The sequence below is a fragment of the Microcoleus sp. Pol11C2 genome (genome assembly GCF_036701505.1).
Classification (GTDB): domain Bacteria; phylum Cyanobacteriota; class Cyanobacteriia; order Cyanobacteriales; family Microcoleaceae; genus Microcoleus.
Map to the genome: position 1 here is coordinate 114,932 of NZ_JAUBQX010000004.1, position 15,419 is coordinate 130,350.

The window sequence follows — 15,419 nt, forward strand, 5'->3', positions numbered from 1 at the left end:
CATTAGTCATTAGTCATCTTTCCTTCTTCGTTCTGCGATAAATCGATTGGGAGATAAAAGCGCGATCGCCCTATCTTCTTCTCCCCCCGCCGCATTCGCAAATCGCTCAGCCAAAGCAGGTACAATCACCAAAGGATTGCTGAGACCCGAAAAAACGTGTAATCCAGGGCGATCGGCAATCGGCCCCACTACAGGCAAATTATCCGCGCTGAATGCCACACTACACTCATGCCAAGTTGCAGGTAAACCTGCCAAATCAGGCAAAACCTTGCTGATTCCTGCACGAATTGCCGTTTCGCTGGTTTCGCGATCGACTTTAGCATTCAAATCGCTCAAAGTGCGAGACAATTGCCCGATCCGCAAACTCCCATCATTAAACTGAATTGCACCCGAATCTAAAATCGGCAACTGCAACTCTTTACCCGGTTGATCCCAAAGAAAATCTACCTCATTTCTACTCGATTGTGCTTCCAATTCAAAACGTTTTAATACCGCAGGCATCACCAAAGTCCTGAGTTTCAAATCCACAGGTGCAGTTTCCAAAATCTCCGTGCGAGTAAAATAAACTCCCACAGAAACACCAGCGGCTTTTAGCAAACTCCGACTCCAACCTCCAGCACAAACCACAGCATTTTCACAACGATAAATTCCCTGCGCCGTCTTGACTCCCGAAATCCGATTTCCCTCTTCTATAAACCCAAATACTTCAGCAAATTCTATCGTTCCTCCCAACCGGAGAAACCCTTGACAATAAGCTTTATTTGTGGCAGTCGGCGAAATGTGACCGTGGCGCACAGTCAGAGCTCCGGCGATCGCACTTTTATTGAGCAAAGGTTCCAACTCTCCAGCTTCTGCAACGCTCAAAAGCTGCGGAACGATCGCAAAATGCGCGTAATTAGCCGCTACTTTTTCGGCATCACTGCCCGCATCAATTGTCAGCAACAAATCCAACTCGCGAAACTCAGTATCAGCATCTAATTCCGCCGATAAATTGCGGTGGCGTTCGATACCTTCCCGACACAATTGGCGGGTTAAATCCGTGGTCCCCGACCAATAAGCCAAGCCGCCATAACTAAAACGAGTAGCATTTTGCATGGTAGCATCTCGTTCCAAAAGCAGCACAGCAAAACCTTTTTTTGCCAGTTCGTAACTCAGTGACGCACCCGTAATGCCACCGCCGACAACAATCCAATCGTAACTTTTCATGGGCAACTCAAAGGGAAGGAAAATATCATGCTTAGATTTTAGCTTAGGTTTTTTCTGAACCAATCGAAAAACCTCTACCTACAGGAAGAGGCTGGCTGCGATCGGCATAACTGAAACTTCCACCCCTCGGGAGATGTTGGCGCAGGGAGATTTTTCGTTCAATAGTAGGAATTACAGCCAGCAAAAAATTAGAAATACCAGAGAGGTTTTTATGAGTATCGACAAACCCGGCAAAGATATGGAGCGCACTGTCAATCCGGGCGATCGCATTTCCGACGAACCGCAAACCCTCGAAGAAAAAGCCCAGCAACTGGCGGTAGACCACGTGCCAGACATCACGGGCGATGTTGTTACAGTTCCAACTTATGTGATGGTAGAAGAAGCCGATGGGGAAAAGAAAGCCCTGCACCACGTCAAAGACGCCGATGAAATTTCCGACGTAATTCGTCAGGCCCGCGTTGACGAAAATGGCGAGCGGATTTGGGATTAAGTTCAATCCAATAAAAACGGCTTTGTTGTACAAAAGTTATCGTAGAAATCATGGAAACAAATCCCAGAAATAGTACGCCCTATCCCAATCTTCCGCCGATTCTCGAAAGTCTCGATACAGAGTATCGCGACGCCGGCATTACGAGTACGCTTTCAGTTGCAGGCCATCCCATCCACCCCATCATCGTCATCTTTCCGGTAGCCTTTTTAGTAGGAGCCGCGGGTACGGACATCGGTTATTGGCTCACAAGCGATCCGTTTTGGGCGAGAGCTTCGGTTTGGCTGATGGGGGTCGGTTTTGCTGCGGGGATTTTGGCAGCAATCACGGGCTTTTTAGATTTTTTCAAAGTTAAAAGAGTGCGCGAGCGCAGTGCCGGTTGGTTGCACATGGGTGGCAATGTGGCGGTTATGGTACTTACCCTGATTAACCTGGTGTTGCGACAAGGTAATCCGGCTGAGCCGATAGTATATACAGGTTTAGCAATATCGATCGTAGTGGCAACCTTGCTGGGCATTACAGGCTGGTTCGGCGGCGAACTAAGTTTTCGCCATAAAATCGGCGTCATCGGCCCTAGCAGTCATAATTCCTAGGTTTCTGACCATTTGTAGTAGGGACTTCAGTCCCTCTTCATTGGATAATTTAGGACTAAAGTCTTGACTATAAACTTAAAGATTGTCCCAGCCAATTGAGATAAGCATCGCTGCCAGCGATAATAGGAATAGCAATAATTTCGGGAACTTCATAGGAATGGAGTTCCTGAACTTTTGTTTTTAAAGCCTTAAATTTAGCCAAATCAGTTTTAATTACCAACTGCCACTCAGACTCGGAATGAATCTCGCCTTGCCAAGTATAAATAGAGCGAATGGGCGACAAACTCACACAAGCAGCCAGCTTGTGTTCAACTAGAGATTTAGCGAGATTCTCCGCCTCCGCTTCCGATGCCACAGTTACCAGCACGACGCCAAAATTAACAGTCATAACGATTTGAGATTTGATTTCAACAGAAAACCTTGAACTTAGTCACTTGTAGGGCAACGGCCCAGGCTACGTCCGGCGTGGATATCTGCCACTTTTAATAATTCTAGGACTTACCCACCGATGCCTAGAAACCGGGTTTTTCAACCAAAATACTTGGTTTAAACCCTCAATCTCGGTAAAAAAACCCGGTTTCTTTGTGCGCGAGTGCGTCCATTGATTTTAAAGCAGTGCGAGCGGGACGCTGGCACTCGCCTATAATTCCATAGTTACCAGATTTGATATTCCCAATTACCAATTCCCCATTACCCATTACCCATTTTTAATTTCCGTAACTTCCCAAGAATTGACTTTGCCAGCCCCAGCTAAAGAAAAATAGCGCCTAGTAGATTCCGGCAAAATAGCTCCCGCCAACAAAGCATTATCTAAATTAGCTCCTATTAACGTCGCCTCGCTCAAATCGGCCGCCATCAAATCTGCTTGACACAACTTTGCCCAATTCAGATTTGCCCCTCTCAAACAACTTCCCCTCAACTTAGCCCCGGTTAAGTTTGCACCCGCCAACTTCACCCCACGCAACTGAGCCGCGCTGAAATTCGCCCCTGCCAAATTCGAGCCTTCCAAATTAGCTCCCATTAGTTTAGCTTCGCTCACGTTAACTCCGCTTAAATCTGCACCGCAGAGATTCACCCCTGTCAACTGCGCTCGCCGCAGACTGACTCCGGTTAATTGAGCTCCAAAAAGTTTTGCACTATTGAGTCTTGCACCGTAAAGGTTAGCCCACTTAAAATTAGCTGCCGTCAAATTAGCGCCCAACAAGTTAACTAATTGCAAGTCGGCGCTGCACAAATTGGCATTCCACAACACAGCACCCCGCAGGTTTGCGCCAGTTAAAGTTGCGCCGCTTAACTTTACTCTGGGCAATTTTGCTTTTACCAAAAAAGCTCCACTCAAATTAGCTTTTGTCAAATCTGCACCAGAGAGTTGGGTTTCACCCATTTTGGCAAAACTCAGATTTGTTCTGTGCATCTGTGCATCTTTGAGTGTTGCTTTGGTGAGAAACGCCCTGCTGAGGTTCGCCCCGGAAAGATTAGCTCGCGAAAGGTTGACTCCGATTAAGATTGCTCCGCTGAGGTCTTTCCCGCTGAGGTCGGCTCCAGTAAAGTCTCGTTGTCCTTTTTCGTAATTGTTGAGCAGTTCACTAACTTCCATAGGGCATCATACCTTCTATGATTGGGGGGTTTCTATCCAGAAATCTTTACTGTTAAGGTTGTTTCAGAAAGGAAACTGTTTCAGCGTTTGCCTCAAACGGTAGAAATTTCATTAACATCACTTTCTGTTTAAAGGCAATCTCTTAATAAAGATTTTATATCTTCCACGCGGTAGCGATCGCGCTTTCGGTATTTTTGAATTAAAAGTTAATGTTTCTTGACAGAGAGACTCCTTGCTTAAGGCTCGACCGTAATTCGCAACTTCAGGCGCAGCGTGCCCTGGAATCCTGCAGGAGGTTGCCAGGAACTCAAGGCCCTCTTGAGAGTTTCTACGGCGTCTGTTGCTTGCAGCGTCGAGGTTTGAGGGTCTATCGCCAATCCGGCAACGCGGCCGTCTTGTACCGATAACTCCCATACCGTTTCACCGCTAACCCCCGCCGGGAGATTAACAGATTGCAGGTATTGAGTCAAAGCGGCGAGTGCCCCGGTATCCAACCCTTCGGCGCTAACTACTTGGAGGCGAGAAACCAAAGGCTTGGGGCGTTGCAACTCACCGTAACCGGGCTGCCGCGGCATAGCAGGAGCTGGACTCACTGGTGCCGAGTTGCGAGTCGAGGTAACGCTGCGAGAGCCACCCCTAGTTTGCTCTGCCCCTCCCGACTCGAAAATACCCTCATAGCTGACACCCTGCGGCAATTCCACAGGCACTTGCACTCGACGACGAGTTCCATCTGGTTCGACTCGCACTTCTTCGCTCACAGCCACAAAAGCCGTGTATTCCGACAGCAACCGATAAGTCAGAGCAGTATTAGTCACAGCTTCCACCAAAGATTTAGTCTCGCCACCAAACATTTGATTCATTAAATCTTTAATGCGCGATCGACCCCAAAGCTGAGCTACCGCCGAATTGCCAAAATCCGTAGCGGTTGCGGCCACTGATGTTGACTCCCGCTGCCGCCCGCCGGATTGAGCAAAATTAACAGGTAAAACTTGCTCGTAAGCTTTGCCGCCGGCAAGAGTGCCGCGGATGCGAAGTTGACCGTTCGTTCGATCGGCCTTTTTGCCAAACAAAACCAGCGGCCCACTCGCAAACAAGTCTGGGGGTGCGATCGGATAAATCTCCGGTTTTTCCCCCATTCCTTCCCAACTAATTTGAATATTAGTCAATACCGGACGATTAATTTCACGAAAAAACTTTTCTGCAGCTTCTGCTGACGGTTCATCTTGACGAATTACCTGAGACGTGCCTCTTCCAACTTCCGCCAAACGGTTAATCAAAAACCGATTCACCGAACCGCCGACACCAAAACTATAAAGTCGATTTCCCGGTTTCAGACTCCGCTGAACCAGAGCCAGCACTTCATTTTCATTACCAATGTAACCGTCAGTAACTAATACAATACTCCGCAGCCTTCCCGTTGCCACCGCCGGAAAATTCATCACTGTTTGAAGGCCGTTAAGCAGTTCAGTACCGCCGTTTGCCTGCAATTTTTCGATATAATTAATTGCTTTGTGTCGATTTTCTGGAGTATTTGCTAAAGGAGTTGTTGAAAGCGCTTGCGCAGTGTTGGCAAAATCAATAATAGTAAAAGTATCGTTGGGATTGAGCCCTTGAATGAAGCGGCGCATCAACTCCTTAGATTTTGCCAGCGGTTCGCCCTGTTGAGAACCGGAAGTATCCATCAGAAACACGACATCTTTGGGTACAATTTCATTAGTTTTGTAGTTTAAAGCCGGAATCAAATAAGTAGCAAAATGACCGCCCCGCTTGTCCGATTGAGTCAAAATAGTTGCCCGAGTATTTTCGCCCGCGACTCGATAGCGCAAAATTAAATCTTTATTGGGAATTGTGTCTGAATTGGCTAATTGGACTTGCACAATATTGCCACTGCGATCTGTTGTAATTTGATGGGAAGTAGAGCGGACATCGCCGATCGCAACTCCGGCATCTATTTCTACCGACACAGCAATATTGTGACCAGATCGCGTTCCTGGAGGCAAGACAGGCGGGTTAATGCGATCGGCACCTGAATGATCGCCCCCCCTTAGCAAGGGGGGATTGGGGGGGGTCGTATTTCCCGAAATATAGCGAGGCCCTACCACCATTGGAAACACAAATTCGTAATCGCCACCGACAAACTTGAGACTTTCGGTGTAGCGAATCGTAACTTCAATTTTTTCTCCGGGTTTGATATTAGCGAGAGACTGAGTAAAAATATTGGATCGTTCTTGTTCCAACAAACCCGCACTCCGCCCTTGCTTTCTGGCTTGTTCGTAAATTTCCAAAGCTTCCTCGCGGCGTTTGATATCAGCTTTAATAATTCGTGAGCCTATTTTAATTTCCATATCGTCCACCGCGGCTTCGTCGGGCAAAGGAAATACATAAACAGCTTCTATAGATTCGGGAAAAGGATTTTCAAACTTCTGAACAACTTCGACGCGGGAGATATTGCCAGCTATTTTGGCTTTAACTTCAGTCTGCTTGAGAGGAAAGACTTGTTCTGAGCTCGTATTGGGAGTTTGGACGAACAAACCGCCGACTGGACAGCGAGTTTCGGGCGATCGTCCGCCATTGCAATTAACATCGTTACTAGCGAGGATTTTCGGCGACACAGACGAATAATTTTCCCCAGAATCTTTTGCCCGCGCTGCATGGGGAGCAAGCCACGCGCCACACTCGATCGCAGCGAGCAATGCCATACCAGTACAAAGCAACCGTTGAGGGGATAGAACGCAGACAAACTTCATAGCTGTTTTTTTTAGCAGACTTGAGGTGCTTTGTGTACCATGACTTTACGATTGCCGAAACGTTCCTGAGTTAGCTTTTTGGGAAAAATGACTGAGCGCGTAGAGCTGATTTTAGATTTTAGATTTTAGATTTTAGATTGACTTGCCTAGGGGCGGACTGGGCGCTGGAACTTTTGTCGAAGTCATGATTGCTCAGGGCGACTGCTGTCGCCGGCTTGCATCCGTATTTGGGTGAGGTCGGTTGGGGCGATCGTCCGCGAGCCCAACCTAGAAGATTGTATGATAGTTAAATAATTAAATAACTCTAAGCTCAACTTCTCAACCTTTAATAAATTGAAAAAGCCATGAAATTTATTAATCCCAAAACCGACTTTGCTTTAAAAAAAAAATTCGGCTCTGCTGAGAGTAAGGACATTTTGATTAGTTTCTTGAATGCCATACTCTACGAAGCACAGCCAGTCATCGAAGACTTAGAAATTATCGATCCCTATTTAGCTCTCAAAATCAAAGGAGTAAAAGATACTTACTTGGATGTTAAAGCTAAGATTGATGGCAACAAAACTGTAATTTGAAATGCAAGTATTGAATGTAGAGTCATTCGAGAAGCGGATTTTATACAATGCTACTAAAGCTTATTCAATGCAGCTAACCACAGGAAGCCGCTACAGCTTGTTAAACCCTGTGATTGATCTGACCATTACAGATTTTCAAATCTTTGAGGATCTAGAAACAGTGATTTCGCGCTTTGTTTTTCAAGAAAAAAGTTTTTCAACCGAATATCTAGCTGATGAATTGGAACTTGTATTTGTTGAAATGCCGAAATTTGACAAAACATTACAGGAGTTAGAAACGCTGACAGATAAGTGGATATATTTCATGAAAAGTGCTCAAATTTTACGGTCGATTCCCGAAGAGTTGGGAAATGTGCCGGAACTCCGGCAGGCTTTTGCAATTGCGAATGAAGCGAATCTCGATCCTGATGAATTGGAAGATTTAGAAAGAGGAGAAATTTTTATTCAAGACTAGCGGGGTGCAATTACCAAGGCTACCAGAATTGGGAGAGAACAAGGCATCGAACAAGATATCGAACAAGGCATCAAACAAGGAAAGTTGGAGTTAGTTGTGCGGCTGTTGGAGCGCCGTGTCGGCCCGTTGTCGTCCCAAATTCAAACTCGCCTCAGTCAGTTATCGGGTGAGCCATTAGAGAATTTAGGAGAGGCAGTTTTAGATTTGACCAGTGTCTCAGATTTGACAGCTAGGTTGCAGACCTATTTTTCATGAAGCAAACAAAAGCCTTCGTGAAGCTGGTTTTCTCAGAAGATCGATCGGCCTTGACAGGTGTCAGCCCAAAGCACACTGATGAACAATCAACAGTTTTGAAATTAGCCCACCAGCTCAAAACCCCTGTAAACCGCCCGATCCAGCTAGTGGGATCCTCCTCCTCTCCCCACCTGTATTTGAAAAATGGTCAAACACTGCTGGACAATTTTTGATTTTAGCTCTTAGATTTGAGTGTTACCTTAACTAGAAACAGAAACATCTAAAGTCGAAAATCCTATGACCAAATTTGTGTTTGTGACTGGCGGCGTGGTTTCCAGCATCGGCAAGGGTATTGTCGGTGCTTCCTTGGGCCGCCTCTTGAAGTCGCGGGACTATTCAGTCTCGATTTTGAAGCTAGACCCCTATATTAACGTTGACCCCGGCACTCTCAGCCCCTTTCAGCACGGAGAAGTTTTCGTGACAGAAGACGGTGCAGAAACAGACCTAGATTTGGGGCACTACGAGCGTTTTACCGATACTTCAATGTCTCGCCTCAATAGCGTCACCACGGGTTCCATTTATCAAGCTGTGATCAACAAAGAACGCCGCGGCGAGTATCAGGGGAGTACGGTGCAGGTGATTCCGCACATCACTAATGAGATTAAAGAGCGAATTCACCGAGTAGCCAAAAATACTAATCCCGATGTCGTGATTACAGAAATCGGCGGAACGGTGGGAGATATTGAATCTTTGCCGTTTTTAGAGGCAATTCGCCAGTTTCGCAAGGATGTCGGCCGGCAAAATGTTGTGTATATGCACGTCACGCTGATACCTTGGATTCCTTCGGCTGGGGAGATGAAAACTAAACCGACTCAGCATTCGGTGAAGGAATTGCGGTCGATCGGCATTCAACCAGATATTTTAGTCTGTCGGTGCGATCGCCCGCTGTCTTTGGGCATGAAACAGAAATTGTCGGAATTCTGCAACGTGCCCGAAGAATGTGTCATCACCGCTCAAGATGCCAAAAGTATCTACGAAGTGCCGCTGATGATGGAACAGGAGGGTTTGGCGGAACAAACCATCAATTTGCTGCAACTCGAACATCGCCAGCCAGATTTGCATCAGTGGCAAACTTTAGTCAACAGGCTTTACAGTCCCAATCACAAAATTGATATTGCTTTAGTTGGCAAATACGTGCGGTTGAACGATGCTTATCTTTCGGTAGTCGAAGCTTTGCGGCACGCGGCAATTGCGATCGGCTGCGACCTGAATTTGCGCTGGATTAACTCAGAAGATTTAGAATCGGGAAACCTCGATAATTATCTCAAAGATATCAACGGCATTCTTGTACCGGGAGGTTTTGGGGTTCGGGGAGTTGACGGCAAAATAGCGGCGATCGAATATGCCAAACACCATAAAATACCCTTTTTGGGATTGTGTTTGGGGATGCAGTGTGCTGTGATTGAATGGGCGCGCAACATCGCCCAACTAGAGGATGCCAACAGCGCTGAATTTGACCCGGATACATCAAATCCGGTAATTAATTTATTGCCAGAACAGCAAGATGTAGTCGATTTGGGCGGTACAATGCGACTGGGTTTGTATCCGTGCCGTGTCAACCCAGACACGCTAGCTTTCAAACTTTATCAGAAAGAAGTGATTTACGAGCGGCACCGCCATCGGTACGAATTTAACAACGCCTACCGCAATCTTTTCTTAGAATCAGGTTATGCCGTCTCCGGTACATCTCCAGACGGCCGATTGGTAGAAATGATCGAATTGCCCAACCATCCTTTTTTCATAGCCAGTCAATTTCACCCCGAATTCCAATCTCGACCTAGCACCCCCCACCCATTGTTTCAAGGGTTTATCCAGGCCGCTAGCATCCAGGGAAAGCAGGATGTTTTAGAAGATGAGGGTCGCGACTTGGTGGCCGGGAAAGTTGTCGCAAACTGATCTGATATCATGTGCGATCGATTAGTTCTGATATATTAGATGTCTGTAGGGGCGGTTCAGAATAGACAATATTCAAATCGCCCCTACAATGGACATTACAAAACCCACCCAACAGACCAATAGGATTTGATAGGGGTCGCACTTACCGGACTAGATATCGGGCAGCATTCTCAACGAGTGAAAAACCTCCCCCCCAACCCCTATGCTAGGGCTGGGGGGATAGTACCACAAGGGAGAAGGCAGAAGGGAGAAGGCAGAAGGTAAAAATGCTAATATTTTTCTTAACTTTTTACGGCTTTCAAGGGTGATACCAGTTTCCCCAAAAAATGCAACTTTAGGCAACTTCCCAACCCCGATAGTCATCTGTCATGCCCAATCTAAAATCTACAATCTAAAATCTAAAATGGTAGGAGTTGTCAAACTATCCTAAAATACCAGGAAACACAGGTTTGAGGAGGCTTTGTGGCTTATTGGAGCAAAATTACTTATGAGAAAAGTACATACATAATTGACCTTGACACTATTAGTGCTTTTTCTAGCGAACTGGATAACAAGCGTCTCACCTTTTGGCTGCCTAATAGCAGTCAGCCGATTATCCTCAATCCCCAAGGCAATTATGAGGCTTACAAGCAAGTTCTCGATTACCTCAAAAAAACCATTGATCGCAATTCTAGAGGTTCGTGGATTAAAATTCATTATGACCGCAAAGAATTTGCGATTGATATGAGTCGAATTAGCTCTTTTGCTTGTGAACAGAACGGTCGGCTAAGCTTTTGCCTGCCTGACAGCGCAACTAATATTATTATCCTCCGCCAAAGCAACCCGGAAACTTATCAAGAAATTCAGGAATACATTAAAAATACGACTGGACAATCTCTGCCATAAAAAAGTCATTAGTCATTGAAGGATGAAGGGAGACTATGTTTAGTAACTCCTCACATTCATTTTATTTTTTTTTGAGCTAAAGTGCTTAGGTTGCCCCCTCATTTTAGATATTAAAAAAGCGCAGTAAAATGCGCTGCTTTTTTAAATTTTAACTATTGAACAAGCTGCCAAGCTAATTTTGCCGCGCCTACCATGCCTGCTTGATTGCCCAATTCAGCAACCAATAACTGCAAATCTTCGCGAGAAGTCGGCAGAACCCGCCGCTCAATTTCTTCTCGAACCTGTGGCAAGAAAAATTCAGCACCTGCACTAATTCCACCGCCGATAATAATAGCTTCCGGCGTCAAAATATAAATAAGACTGACCAAACCGATACCCAAATAGCGCCCGTAATTGTGCCAAAATTCTAAAGCTTTAGCATCTCCCGACTTAGCTAAGTTTGCTAATTCTATAGGTTCCAAACCCGTTTCTCGGCGAATTGCTTGCACCGAAACGTACTGTTCTAAAGAACCACGATTGCCGCTGTTGCATTTCGGGCCGTCGGGATTTATAGTAATCAATCCTAGTTCTCCAGCCGCGCCTTGATGACCTACAAATAGTTTGCCGTCTAGGATAACTGCACCGCCGACTCCTGTACCTAAAGTTATTAAAATTAGGTTTTTAAAGTGCCTTCCTGCGCCCAACCAAGCTTCTCCCAATCCGGCACAGTTGGCATCATTTGCTAATATGGTCGGCAGTCCGGTTTTAGCTTCCACCCAGTCAGCTAGCGGGACATTATGCCAGTTTTTGAGGTTAATTGCTACTCTTGCTATGCGGCCGGCGGCGTCTGCGGGGCCAGGAGTGCCGATGCCGATCGCACTTACAGCATTTTCGACTGGATTCAGTTGTAAAACAGCATCGGTCATTGTAGCTAAAACGGCTTCTGGCGTTGCCTGCTGAGGAGTTGGAACAGTTAAGGATTGATGACAAATGCCGTCTTCGCCGAATCTGCCGAGTTTAATTGCGGTTCCGCCTAAGTCAATGCCGATTACTTGTGTCATTCGATGTGGGTTTTGGATGCAATAATTTGGAACTAATTGTAATAGTATAAACTTATTGTATGTGCGCCTAACACACCTTACAAATTAAGTTGGTACTGAGGAATGAAGTCCTCAAACTTCTCTTTTAAATGTATGATAATTAGCCACACAAACTGCCATTAATTATTAATAGTATCAGGTCGCTCGCTATACCTAGCCAAAATTATGGATGCCAGCGAGTTCGCCTATGGAATTTCGCCTAACTTACGTTGCGCTACCTCTCGGTTGTGCAAAGCATCGCGATAGTCTGGTTGGAGAGCAATTGCCTGGTTATAAGATGCGATCGCCTCTTCAAATCTTCCTAAATTATACTGCTCATTACCTCGATCGCACCACGCCTCAGCATCTACATTAACTTCTGATTCTGCCTCCGCACCCTCAGCGCCTCTGCGGTTCACTTCCCCAGAAAAACCCAAACCATCCCCAACAAACACCGCCTCAATCACCCTCCCATTTGTATCCTCCTCCTCAACCTCCGGCAGCGGAAATCTGGTCAATATCTCCCGCCCTATTTGCCTCGCAACCTCTGACAATTCCCCGCTGCCAATTCTACCTAACAATACCAGCCGCTGCGCCAATTCCTGAAGCGATGCCACCGCATCCGTAGCGGCGGTGTCATCATGTTCGCCCTCTAACAATCTTTTCCCAAACCGTCGCAACCAAGTCGCCAATTCACCATCTTTAAGGCGTTTTGCGATTAAGAATCCCGCTACATCACCGCGACTCCAACCGGCATTCACTCCTTCGAGAATTTCCATGAATTTCGACTCGTATTCCGCGTCAGTTAAGGTTGGGCGGATGGTGGTATTTTCTGAAGGCGGGGAGGGTTTGGTTGGGGTTCCCAATATTCGCTGAATTAGTCGTTTGAAGAATTGCAGAATTTTGTCTAGCATTTGTGGGGTTGGGAGGGTGGGTATTTTATATTTTATAGCAATTTACATAGAGATTGCCGGCGATAATATCTGTAGGGACACGGCACTGCCGTGTCCGGGATTGCGACGCACAGCAAACAATCACATCAAGTAGAATTAATCTACTTTAAAAGCGGATAATACAGTTCTCCTGTTGAGTTGATAAAACCGGCCCGATCGCCCGCTAAATTCCCCGTTCCCATAAATACGTCAACTCTCCCCGCACCTTTGATTGCACCGCCCGTATCCTGATCCAAAACGTACCGATTCACGGCATTTTGTTCTAGTTGTCCCGCCGCATTCGGATAAGGGAGTTTTGTACTAATTAATGCTAGTGCACCGGGGGGCATTAAAGCTTTGTCCGTGGCGATCGACCTTTCGGCAGTTACTGGCACTCCAATGCTTCCTGTGGCTGGAACTCCATTAGTATCCCGGAAGAATACAAAGCTTTCATTTTTGGGCAAATATTTGTTCATATCTGCGGGAAAGTTGGTAAAATATTCCCTTAGTTTTGGCAAATTTAACTCTTCTAAAGTAAACTTTCCGTCTTTAACTAATTCTCGCCCGACACCTGTATAACTGTGACTGGTTTTGCCTGCAAAACCGACGGTCATCACGCTACCATCTGTTAGCTGCAATCTCGCAGAACCTTGGACGTGCACGAGAAATGCCTGGAATCGATCGCGCAACCAAACTAATTCTAATCCTCGCAGCAATCCTTTACTTGCCTGCAAAGCATCTTCGCCTTCTAATTGCAATCTTGTCGGGTGAGGTTTCGGCCAAGATGCCATGTTTGGCGGCATCCGGTACAGGGGATAACGATATTCGGAATTAGGCGTGCGAGATGCTGCGTAAGTCGGCTCGAAATAACCCGTAAATGCGACTGTTCCTTTGCCATCTTTGCCCGTAGATTTGTAAAATACAAATTCGCGCTTGACCGATTCCTGAAGTTGTGCAGGGGTTGTGGAACTGACAACTAATTGGCGGAATCGATCGAGGGAACGCCGAACTCGATCGCGCGTAACTCCTGCGACTGGATAGCGGCTGTAAGCAGTGGCGGCGGCCGATGTATTGAGATAGCGGAGGCTGTTGTCGATCGACTTTAACAGCAATTCCCGATCGCCCGGTTTGCCATTTTCGCCCCAGATTTGAGCGTCAAAGGCGAGATCATCCGACTCGCCAGCTTGCAATTGATTTAGACTAATTGGTTGCAGTGGCGGGGCTGCAACGGCGGGCACCGAAAAAGCGATCGCCAAAATGCAACAGGCGATCGCTAATAGCTGATAGCGAAAAATCTTGCTCAATTTCCAATCTTCCCTACTAAATTGATTATTTTCCTTATTCATCGAATCGTTCGACGCTAGAAGTAAATATCGGTTCTACGCGAATTGCGAGAACGCTGGTAGGCCGAACTACCATGTATTCGCCTTGAATATTTTTGATCGGGACGTTAAGAAATTCTCTTGAATCTTGTTTCGGCACCAGCGTACTGCTGTACCACTTTTGAAAATCTTGCAGCGTTGCGAAACGCACTTCTTCGCGGTGGCCACCATCAAGCAGCAGGTGTACGGAATATTCGCTGGGTGTTCTAGGCATAGGAGATGGAGAGAGTTGTTGGAGGACAATCTAAAATCTAAAATCTAAAATTGATGTGGTTGCCCTCAAGCAGCAGGCGCACGGAATATTCGCACTTGTGTTCTAGGCATATCTTTATTTTAGATTTTTGATTTTAAGCTTTTGGAACGATTCCATATTTTACCTCTTCCTCGGCGCATTCCCTCATCTAGTAGGTTGGGTGGAGGGAGAGGGACAGACGGGGAGAAGCGGAGGGTGGGAGAGACCGGAGAGTTGCTGCTGGAAAATCTCAATCTAAAATCTAAAATCTAAAATCGATTGACGGCGGCCCCCCATTGCGGCTACGCTGTGAAATTAAGGCTGCTTTCCTCAAAGAGGAAGCAGCCCGCGTCGCTCAAAAATCTAGTTGCACTGCCCAAAGCTGCTACCAACAGCAATGGACAGCTAACCGCCAAACTGATAGCAGCAGTCTGGAGGCTAATGGAGAATTTTAACACTCTCTGTAGCCGCCCTGCTCTGTGTTAACGTGCGGGGCGGCTGGGTTTTTGGGTTTTCCTAGAAAACCAAAAACCAGGAGACCATATTATGTCACAGGAATTCGTACCTGACGATAACTTGTCCGCGCGTCCAAATTCCGACTCAGCAGTATCCGAACAGGAAGTCGTGCGGATAACGGTTGTCGGTTCCCGCGCAGGCGTGTTAGAAACCATCCACACCTTGTACCGACTGGGATTTGCCGCCGTCGGGGATTGGAGTCCGCCACAGCGAGGTGCAAAGCCGGGACAAGTTATAAGCGTACTCATTCGCCGATCGCGCAAAGCTTAAAAATAGGCTGAAATACGCTAGGGACACGGCATTGCCGTGTCCTCCATCGCCGCGGCTACATAGCTGGATCTGTGATGGTGACATCCTCGGAGGGCGATGGCGTCCCGCTCCGCAAGCTACGGAAAATTTCATCATCCAACCCGGTTAATTCTACCCGTTCCCCACAGTCAGGACACGCCTTGGCTGAAGTCTCTACAATGATTAATCAGGCGGAATACAGGGATTGTGTATTTTAGAACACGATTTGACCGCAACACTTAAAATAGTCTTGATTTACCGATCGACTGCACCCTTTTCT

General features: G+C 46.6%; 15 protein-coding genes and 1 pseudogene. 8 read left to right on the forward strand and 8 right to left on the reverse strand.

Features of this window, described 5'->3' with window-relative positions; translation table 11 throughout:
• Positions 1-9: 9 nt before the first annotated feature.
• Complete coding sequence (locus tag QUA42_RS04140; RefSeq protein WP_333135349.1) at positions 10-1,206, reverse strand: FAD-binding oxidoreductase; 1,197 nt, start codon at positions 1,204-1,206, stop codon at positions 10-12.
• A 211-nt stretch (positions 1,207-1,417) separates the two neighbouring features.
• On the opposite strand from QUA42_RS04140, the gene QUA42_RS04145 reads away from it, so the two are divergent.
• Together QUA42_RS04145 and QUA42_RS04150 are read left to right on the forward strand one after the other, a co-directional pair.
• On the forward strand, positions 1,418-1,696 hold the full coding sequence (locus tag QUA42_RS04145; RefSeq protein ID WP_006635678.1) for a hypothetical protein: 279 nt from the start codon (positions 1,418-1,420) through the stop codon (positions 1,694-1,696).
• A 50-nt stretch (positions 1,697-1,746) separates the two neighbouring features.
• Positions 1,747-2,286 carry a DUF2231 domain-containing protein gene (locus QUA42_RS04150; protein WP_333135351.1) on the forward strand — a complete coding sequence of 180 codons (540 nt, stop codon included), beginning with the start codon at positions 1,747-1,749 and terminating at the stop codon, positions 2,284-2,286.
• 67 nt (positions 2,287-2,353) lie between these two features.
• Here the strand turns inward: QUA42_RS04150 and cutA are convergent, their stop codons facing one another.
• The 3 genes from cutA to QUA42_RS04165 all read right to left on the reverse strand — a co-directional run bounded on the left by cutA (position 2,354) and on the right by QUA42_RS04165 (position 6,630).
• Entirely contained in the window at positions 2,354-2,674 is a 321-nt protein-coding gene (gene cutA, locus QUA42_RS04155) for a divalent-cation tolerance protein CutA (RefSeq protein WP_333135353.1), read from the reverse strand.
• A 309-nt stretch (positions 2,675-2,983) separates the two neighbouring features.
• Complete coding sequence (locus QUA42_RS04160; protein ID WP_333135356.1) at positions 2,984-3,883, reverse strand: pentapeptide repeat-containing protein; 900 nt, start codon at positions 3,881-3,883, stop codon at positions 2,984-2,986.
• A gap of 236 nt (positions 3,884-4,119) precedes the next feature.
• Entirely contained in the window at positions 4,120-6,630 is a 2,511-nt protein-coding gene (locus tag QUA42_RS04165; RefSeq protein ID WP_333135358.1) for a VIT domain-containing protein, read from the reverse strand.
• Positions 6,631-6,974: 344 nt separating this feature from the next.
• Here QUA42_RS04165 and QUA42_RS27645 point away from each other — a divergent pair.
• From QUA42_RS27645 to QUA42_RS04195, 4 genes and pseudogenes are all read left to right on the forward strand, one after another.
• A pseudogene (locus QUA42_RS27645) lies at positions 6,975-7,911 on the forward strand (Rpn family recombination-promoting nuclease/putative transposase).
• Positions 7,908-8,123 carry a hypothetical protein gene (locus QUA42_RS04185; protein ID WP_333135363.1) on the forward strand — a complete coding sequence of 72 codons (216 nt, stop codon included), beginning with the start codon at positions 7,908-7,910 and terminating at the stop codon, positions 8,121-8,123. The pseudogene QUA42_RS27645 and the gene QUA42_RS04185 overlap by 4 nt, the downstream one beginning before the upstream one ends.
• A 64-nt stretch (positions 8,124-8,187) precedes the next feature.
• Positions 8,188-9,846: a CTP synthase gene (locus QUA42_RS04190; RefSeq protein WP_333135365.1), complete on the forward strand. Its 1,659-nt coding sequence runs from the start codon at positions 8,188-8,190 to the stop codon at positions 9,844-9,846.
• Between the two features lie 462 nt (positions 9,847-10,308).
• Positions 10,309-10,731: a hypothetical protein gene (locus QUA42_RS04195; RefSeq protein ID WP_015174977.1), complete on the forward strand. Its 423-nt coding sequence runs from the start codon at positions 10,309-10,311 to the stop codon at positions 10,729-10,731.
• A 152-nt stretch (positions 10,732-10,883) separates the two neighbouring features.
• Here the strand turns inward: QUA42_RS04195 and QUA42_RS04200 are convergent, their stop codons facing one another.
• From QUA42_RS04200 to QUA42_RS04215, 4 genes are all read right to left on the reverse strand, one after another.
• Positions 10,884-11,771: an ROK family protein gene (locus tag QUA42_RS04200; protein WP_333135367.1), complete on the reverse strand. Its 888-nt coding sequence runs from the start codon at positions 11,769-11,771 to the stop codon at positions 10,884-10,886.
• A 224-nt stretch (positions 11,772-11,995) separates the two neighbouring features.
• Positions 11,996-12,703, reverse strand: a complete 708-nt coding sequence (locus QUA42_RS04205) for a tetratricopeptide repeat protein (RefSeq protein ID WP_333135369.1) — start codon at positions 12,701-12,703, stop codon at positions 11,996-11,998.
• A 140-nt stretch (positions 12,704-12,843) separates the two neighbouring features.
• Positions 12,844-14,067: a murein transglycosylase A gene (locus QUA42_RS04210; RefSeq protein WP_333135371.1), complete on the reverse strand. Its 1,224-nt coding sequence runs from the start codon at positions 14,065-14,067 to the stop codon at positions 12,844-12,846.
• The gene (locus QUA42_RS04215; protein WP_333135373.1) at positions 14,060-14,317 is read right to left on the reverse strand and encodes a hypothetical protein; all 258 of its coding nucleotides are present in this window, start codon (positions 14,315-14,317) and stop codon (positions 14,060-14,062) included. The genes QUA42_RS04210 and QUA42_RS04215 overlap by 8 nt, the downstream gene beginning before the upstream one ends.
• A gap of 314 nt (positions 14,318-14,631) precedes the next feature.
• On the opposite strand from QUA42_RS04215, the gene QUA42_RS04220 reads away from it, so the two are divergent.
• Both QUA42_RS04220 and QUA42_RS04225 read left to right on the forward strand, forming a co-directional pair.
• Positions 14,632-14,790, forward strand: coding sequence for a hypothetical protein (locus QUA42_RS04220; RefSeq protein ID WP_333135375.1), 159 nt, complete (start codon positions 14,632-14,634; stop codon positions 14,788-14,790).
• Between the two features lie 91 nt (positions 14,791-14,881).
• Complete coding sequence (locus tag QUA42_RS04225; RefSeq protein WP_333135377.1) at positions 14,882-15,121, forward strand: hypothetical protein; 240 nt, start codon at positions 14,882-14,884, stop codon at positions 15,119-15,121.
• The last annotated feature ends 298 nt before the right edge of the window (positions 15,122-15,419 follow it).